Annotated in this window: 6 protein-coding genes and 1 riboswitch; of the genes, 3 read left to right on the top strand and 3 right to left on the bottom strand. The window is 24.8% G+C overall.

Annotated elements, in window-relative coordinates; all coding sequences use genetic code 11:
* Positions 1-252: 252 nt before the first annotated feature.
* The 3 genes from AWT72_RS07635 (at position 253) to AWT72_RS07625 (ending at position 2948) form a co-directional block, all read left to right on the top strand.
* Complete coding sequence (locus tag AWT72_RS07635) at positions 253-870, top strand: TetR/AcrR family transcriptional regulator (RefSeq protein ID WP_067143243.1); 618 nt, start codon at positions 253-255, stop codon at positions 868-870.
* 56 nt (positions 871-926) lie between these two features.
* The gene (locus AWT72_RS07630; RefSeq protein ID WP_067143240.1) at positions 927-1586 is read left to right on the top strand and encodes an SAP domain-containing protein; all 660 of its coding nucleotides are present in this window, start codon (positions 927-929) and stop codon (positions 1584-1586) included.
* Between the two features lie 111 nt (positions 1587-1697).
* Positions 1698-2948, top strand: coding sequence for an MFS transporter (locus AWT72_RS07625; RefSeq protein WP_067143237.1), 1251 nt, complete (start codon positions 1698-1700; stop codon positions 2946-2948).
* Positions 2949-2981: 33 nt separating this feature from the next.
* On the opposite strand, the gene AWT72_RS07620 is transcribed toward AWT72_RS07625, so the two are convergent.
* The 3 genes from AWT72_RS07620 to AWT72_RS07610 all read right to left on the bottom strand — a co-directional run bounded on the left by AWT72_RS07620 (position 2982) and on the right by AWT72_RS07610 (position 6420).
* Complete coding sequence (locus AWT72_RS07620; RefSeq protein WP_067143234.1) at positions 2982-3893, bottom strand: tRNA wybutosine-synthesizing protein 4 beta-propeller domain-containing protein; 912 nt, start codon at positions 3891-3893, stop codon at positions 2982-2984.
* A 91-nt stretch (positions 3894-3984) separates the two neighbouring features.
* Positions 3985-5319 carry an NCS2 family permease gene (locus tag AWT72_RS07615; protein ID WP_067143231.1) on the bottom strand — a complete coding sequence of 445 codons (1335 nt, stop codon included), beginning with the start codon at positions 5317-5319 and terminating at the stop codon, positions 3985-3987.
* Between the two features lie 62 nt (positions 5320-5381).
* Positions 5382-5483: riboswitch (purine riboswitch) on the bottom strand.
* 25 nt (positions 5484-5508) lie between these two features.
* The gene (locus AWT72_RS07610) at positions 5509-6420 is read right to left on the bottom strand and encodes a hypothetical protein (RefSeq protein WP_067143229.1); all 912 of its coding nucleotides are present in this window, start codon (positions 6418-6420) and stop codon (positions 5509-5511) included.
* Positions 6421-6556 lie beyond the last annotated feature (136 nt).

Below are 6556 nucleotides of genomic sequence, written 5' to 3'. Positions count from 1 at the left end.
ATTTTATGTGACGTTTTACACAACTATAATAAAATACACTACAATAAAATCTTGACATTAATTTTTTTCAAGGTATAATTCTAGAAATGACAAAGGGCGTTATCAATATATTTAATTTGAGCGTAACCTAGGGAATCTTTTTCTCTAGGTTTTTTATTTTGAAAGAAGGCAAATAACATTAAAATTTAATTTGACAAAGTAAAAGAGTTGTGATAACATAAATACAAACCAACGGTATGTAAAGGAGTTATTATGGCAAGAAATAAATTCCCAGAAGAAACTATAAATTTAATATTAGAAACGGCAAGTAAATTATTTATAAAAAAAGGTTATGATAATACAACAATTCAAGATATATTAGATGAAACAAAATTATCTAAAGGAGCAATTTATCATCATTTTAAATCAAAAGATGACATATTTTTAAAAATATGTGATAAAATTGGAGAAAAAAATATAATATTTTTAACAGAGATAATAAATAAAAAAAATATGAATGGTAAAGAAAAATTGAGAGAAATGTTTATTAAATCATTTACAGAAAAAGAAAAACTATTTAGTATGTCTCCAAATTTACTTAATAATCCTAGATTTTTGGCAATAAGTATAAGACAAATATATGATACAATTGCACCAGATTTTATTGAACCTGTTATAAAAGAAGGTATTAAAGATGGCTCAATTAAATTTGAATATCCTAGTGAACTTGCTGAACTTATAATAATTTTGACTAATATATGGCTAAATCCACTTGCAAGGCCTAGTACACATAAAGATATGCAAAATAGAGTTAAAGTTTTTAATAAAATATTAAAAAATATAGATTTAGAATTATTTGATGATAAAACATTAGAAAATTTTATTGATTAACTTTGATTTAAATATATTTCAGTTATAAATATTCAAACAATAGAAAGGTGAATAACATGAACAATAGACCAGATTTTAATAAATCTTTAAGTAAAGAAGAATTTTTAAAACATTACTGGTATAAAACTGAACTACATGCTATTTGTGCTAAACACGGTCTACCAACACATGGAACTAAGGCTGAATTACAAGAGCAAATCATCAATTTTTTAAATGGTAAAAGAACATATAATTCTAGGTTAAAAGTTACAAAAAAGAGATTAAGTAATCCCTTAAAAGAAATTACACTTGATACTCATTTAATAAGAGATGGTTTTAAATTTAACCATACTGCAAGAAAATTTTTTTGTGATTATTTCAATGTAAAAAAGTTCTCTTTTACAAAAGAAATGGCTACTCTATTACGAAAAGCTGAAAAAGAAAATGACTTAGATATAACTGTAAAAGAACTTATACAAGTATATATCAACTCTAAACAAAAATCTAAGAAAAAAATAATAACCGATGAAGATAAAACATATCAATGGAATAATTTTCTAAAAGAATTTCATAAAGATAAAAAAACAAAATCATTAAATAATAAGATGTTAATTGCATCCTTTTTATGGAAACAAATAAGAGATAATCCTGGTGAAAAAATATATACTAGTGGATTACTAGTTAAATATAAACAACAAATACAAGAGATTTCGTATAAAAAAAATATTAAGAAATAATTATTTTTTTCTAATTTAAATAATCTGCTCATTTTAGAGCAGTTTTTAAAACTGTTACTTAAATACCGACGGTTCGTTTGATTAAAAAATATATTATACAAGGAGGTTTCTATGGAAACAAAAACAAAGGCTCTATTCAATAAAGATTTTACATTAGTTGTAATAGGGCAAATTATATCTTTATTTGGTAATGCTATTTTAAGGTTTGCTCTGCCACTTTATTTACTTAGAGCAACAAATTCAGCATTTATTTTTAGTACAGTATTTTCAATATCATTTATTCCTTTATGCATATTTGCATTAATAGGTGGAATTTTAGCAGATAGACTAAACAAAAGAAATATTATGGTAATGTTAGATTTTTTTACTGCCATATTAATATTAGCTTTTTTATTATTTTTTAAAAGTGTTTCTATTGTTCCAGTATTTACAATTACACTTATGATACTTTTTGGAATACAAGGTTTATATCAACCTACTGTACAAGCTAGTATTCCTTTATTAGTTGATTATAATGATATTTTATCTGCAAATGCTATTATAAATCAAATAAATACATTTGCAAATTTACTAGGCCCTATAATTGGTGGAATTTTATTTTCTTATTTTGGTATTACTCCAATTCTAATAATAAGCATAATCTGCTTTGCATTATCATCATTTATGGAAATTTTTATCAAAATTGAATTTATAAAACAAGAAAGAAATGATGGTGTACTAGTTACTGCCAAAAATGATTTAAAAGAAAGTTATTTATATGCCAAAAAAGAAAAACCTATATTTTTTAAAATAGGATTTATTGTTGCCTTATTTAATATGGTCCTTACAACAATGTTAATTGTTGGAATACCTATTATTATAATACAAATTTTAAAAATGGACGATTTAAAATTAGGACTGGCACAAGGAATACTTGCAATGGGTAGTATTTTGGGCGGAATTTCATCTGCAACAATACTAAAAAATTTAGAATTTAAAAAGTCCCATATTTTCCTATTTATTTGTTCACTTGGAGTTACACTTATGGGTGTTGCAATGTATCTAAATATTTCAAATATGGTAACCTACATTATTATAAATATTTCAAGTTTTATCTTAATGAGTATGGCTACAATTTTTACTATACAAACATTTACATTTTTCCAAATACAGACACCACAAAATCTTATAGGTAAAATAATGGCTATTTTAATAGCAATAGCCGTATCTTCACAACCTATTGGGCAAATAATATATGGTTTAATATTTGATTATTTCATAAAAAATAACCTTGTAGATAGTGTATATATAATACTTATTATCTCATCTATACTAGGTGTATTAACATCTTTATACTGTAAAAAAAATTTAAAAAACATATAATTTAAAAGCTGAGTCTCAAAACTCAGCTATTTTCTACTTATATTCAAATACATTAGGGCTTCTAAATCCAGGTTTTTCCTCTCCATTTACTAAATAAAAACTATCATTAATTTTTATTAAACTAGAACCACAAGTTGCACTTTCGCTTTCTTTTGCTAATATTTTAAATTTCTTTTTTTCAAAATTATATAAATATATATTTTGATTCCATTTAAAATCTTTTCTTGGAGTTTTAAAATAATTAATTTTAAATTCTATATTAGATAAATTTATTACAGCATTATCAAATACTTCCTTATTAAATCCACCCATAATAATTAAATTATCTTGGTCGTATTCACAAAAACTTGAACCTAAAAATGAAGTTGGTATATCATTTAATTTTTCCCATTTATTTTCTATCAAACTATATCTATATGAATCTAATAAAGATATATTAGTTGCTCCACCAAATAAATATAGATAATCTTTATGTTTTGCATAAACACTTTGATTTCTTGGTGTAAATATTACTTCATTTAATACTTTTAATGAATTTTTTAAAATATCATATTCATATACCTTATCATAGCCAAATATTAATTTATTGTTATATATACAACCAAAACCTGATAATATTTCAAAATCTAAATTAAATACCTTTTCTTCTACTACTTTTAAATCATTTTCATATATCTTATATATTCCGTTTCCAAATATATACCAAAGCATATTTTTATCTTTTATTTTTATACCACCATCAACATATATACTACCTTTTTGTTTAGATAAAAAATTAAATTCTTTGTCATAAACATAAATATAGTTATATACTTTTCTACTTCCTTCTGGTGGCAATTTATCAGGAAAATTAGAACCACCATAAACAAACACTATATTATCTAACGCTTCACATAAAGCATTACTAACTCCTTTTTCCATTATTTTCTTATATTTTTTCAACATTTTTATCACCACCCTAAGTATTATAACCTATTTTAAAAATATTGCAATATAAAAAGTCCACAATCTTATTAATTGTGAACTTATCTATTTATTAAAATGCTGCAAAGTGTAATACAAATATTACAAACAATACCCATACTGTTGGTTTAATTTCTTTTAATTCTTTTGTAAATATTCTAGTTATTACATAAACTATAAATCCTGCTGCAATACCATTTGCTATTGAATAAGATAATATCATTATTATTATAGTAACAAATCCACTTGCTGCTGTTGAGAAATCATGCCAATCAACATTTGATAATTGAGTTGCCATTAAAACTCCAACTACTACTAATGCAGGTGCTACTACTGGCTCTAAGAATATTTCGCCTACCTGTATACTTTGTACAATAGATAATAAAGGAGCAAACATAGTTGATAATAAGAATAATGCTCCTGTTACCACTGCTGTTAATCCTGTTCTCCCACCTGCTGCTACTCCACTTGCAGCTTCAATATAACTTGTTACATTTGAAGTTCCCAATGTTGAACCAACTATTGTTCCAATAGCATCTGAATAAAACATTTTATCCATATTATAATCTTTTCCAGTATTATCTCCAATTTTATTTGTTACCGCTATTAATGTACCTGCCGTATCAAAGAAATCAACAAATAACATAGTCAAAATTACTACTATACTTTCAAGTTTTGTTAATATGCTTTTTAATCCTCCAATAAATGTTCCAGCAACTGAAGTATCAAAGCTAAAATCAAATATTTTTGTTGGTAATTGTGGCATATTATTTATACCTAATGTATTTAAGATAATTCCTACAACTGCTGTTATTAAAATCCCTACAAATACTGCCGCCTTAACATCTAAACTAAGTAATATTATTGTTACTATTAATCCTAATATAGCTAATGCTACTGTTGGATTTTTTAAATTACCTAAACTTACTAATGTTGCAGGGTGCTTTACTATAACTCCCATTTTAACTAATCCAATAAATGCAATGAAAAACCCTATACCTGCACCTATTGATTGTTTTAAACTACTAGGAATACTTTCTATTATTCTTTTTCTTAATCCTGCTAATGAGATTATGAAAAAAATTACTCCTGATATAAATACCATAGCCAATGCTTCCTGGTAAGTATAACCAAGTGTTAATACCACTGTAAATGTAAAAAATGCATTAAGTCCCATACCTGGTGCTAAAGCTATTGGTGAATTAGCATATATTCCCATAAATATTGTTGCTACTGCTGCTGATATACTCGTTGCAAAAAATACCGCTGTTGCAGGAATACCTGCTATACTTAGAATTGATACATTTACGGCTAAAATATATGCCATAGTTAAAAATGTTGTAATACCTGCAAAAATCTCTGTTTTTACAGTAGTTCCATGTTCTTCTAATTTGAAAAATTTTTCCATTAAGACCCTCCTTTTTTTTTATTCCGTACTTCTCTTTTTTAAAATAAAAAAAGCGTTCAAGAAACCAAAAAAAGGTCTCTCGTAGTACAAGCATTTATGGTGCTTGTGTAGAAACTCCTTTACCATATTTAAAGGATTATACGGAACAATCTTAACTCATTTTAGCATGTTTTTTAGCATAGTACAATACTATTTATTAAATTTAGAAAATAAATTATTTATTTCATTATATATTCTATTATTTTCATGTGGAATACTGTCATCTACCCAATACCACCAAAAATATCCACCTACAAAATTTTTAGTATATACAGGCATTCCATAATATTTATTAATTATTTTTAGTTTTTCTTCCAATGATGAATTATTGTTAGAAATCCCACATTCTCCAATACCAATTTTTTGTTTAGGAAATCTTTCAGAAACTTCTAAAAATATTTTTTCCCAATTTGGATTATATCCATTATTATCATCTTCATAATAACTTACAAATAAGTAATCAAGCCCATCTTTCATATTTTTAGGCACATGTTTTTCAAGCCAATCTAACATTTTATTTTCATTTTTATCAGGTACTATATAATAACTAGTTAATGCAGTTACTGCTCCTTTTTCACGAATAAAATTATAGGCTGCTATCATTTTATTTACAATTAATTTTTGATTATCTCCTAGCCAATCTCCATTTATTTCATTCCCAATTTCCCAAATATCTACATAAGGACTAAGTATTTCATATGATTTTTCATATCTTTTAATATAATCTTTCACATTAGTGTATTTATTCATTACGTATGAATCAACAGGTTCTGCCATAACATATGCAACACTGTGTATTTTTTTAAATACTTCTAAATACTCTTCAGGCTCTATGTCATAAGACATTACAATTCTAACAGTTGGAACAACAGGCATATCTTTTATCGCATTAACAATTTCATCAATTTCTATATTTTCATCATAACTATCATTTATAGTTATACCGTATATAAAATCATTTTTTTTAAATTTAAGTCTATTTTTTGCATTATTATAAAAAGATAATCCTAATAACATAAAAGATAAAAATATTATTGAAAATAAAAATTTATACTTATTCATATTAATATACGCCTCCTTAAAAATTTAACACTAAAATATTTTAATTTTATAATATAATTATATCATTTTTATACTAACATTTAAAAGCCTTATCAACTATTTTTAAAATTATATATATGTAAGTTGTAATAGTAAA

Origin of the sequence: Oceanivirga salmonicida, from assembly GCF_001517915.1 — a bacterium.
Classification (GTDB): Bacteria; Fusobacteriota; Fusobacteriia; order Fusobacteriales; family Leptotrichiaceae; genus Oceanivirga; species Oceanivirga salmonicida.
The sequence above is the reverse complement of the archived record's forward strand: the minus strand, read 5'-3'. Positions and strand labels throughout refer to the sequence as shown.

What these genes read in the sequence shown, in the direction of transcription:
- AWT72_RS07615 (WP_067143231.1), bottom strand. Translation starts at nt 5,319, where the DNA reads ATGGAAAAATTTTTCAAATTAGAAGAACATGGAACTACTGTAAAAACA.
- AWT72_RS07630 (WP_067143240.1), top strand. Translation starts at nt 927, where the DNA reads ATGAACAATAGACCAGATTTTAATAAATCTTTAAGTAAAGAAGAATTT.
- AWT72_RS07610 (WP_067143229.1), bottom strand. Translation starts at nt 6,420, where the DNA reads ATGAATAAGTATAAATTTTTATTTTCAATAATATTTTTATCTTTTATG.
- AWT72_RS07625 (WP_067143237.1), top strand. Translation starts at nt 1,698, where the DNA reads ATGGAAACAAAAACAAAGGCTCTATTCAATAAAGATTTTACATTAGTT.
- AWT72_RS07635 (WP_067143243.1), top strand. Translation starts at nt 253, where the DNA reads ATGGCAAGAAATAAATTCCCAGAAGAAACTATAAATTTAATATTAGAA.
- AWT72_RS07620 (WP_067143234.1), bottom strand. Translation starts at nt 3,893, where the DNA reads ATGTTGAAAAAATATAAGAAAATAATGGAAAAAGGAGTTAGTAATGCT.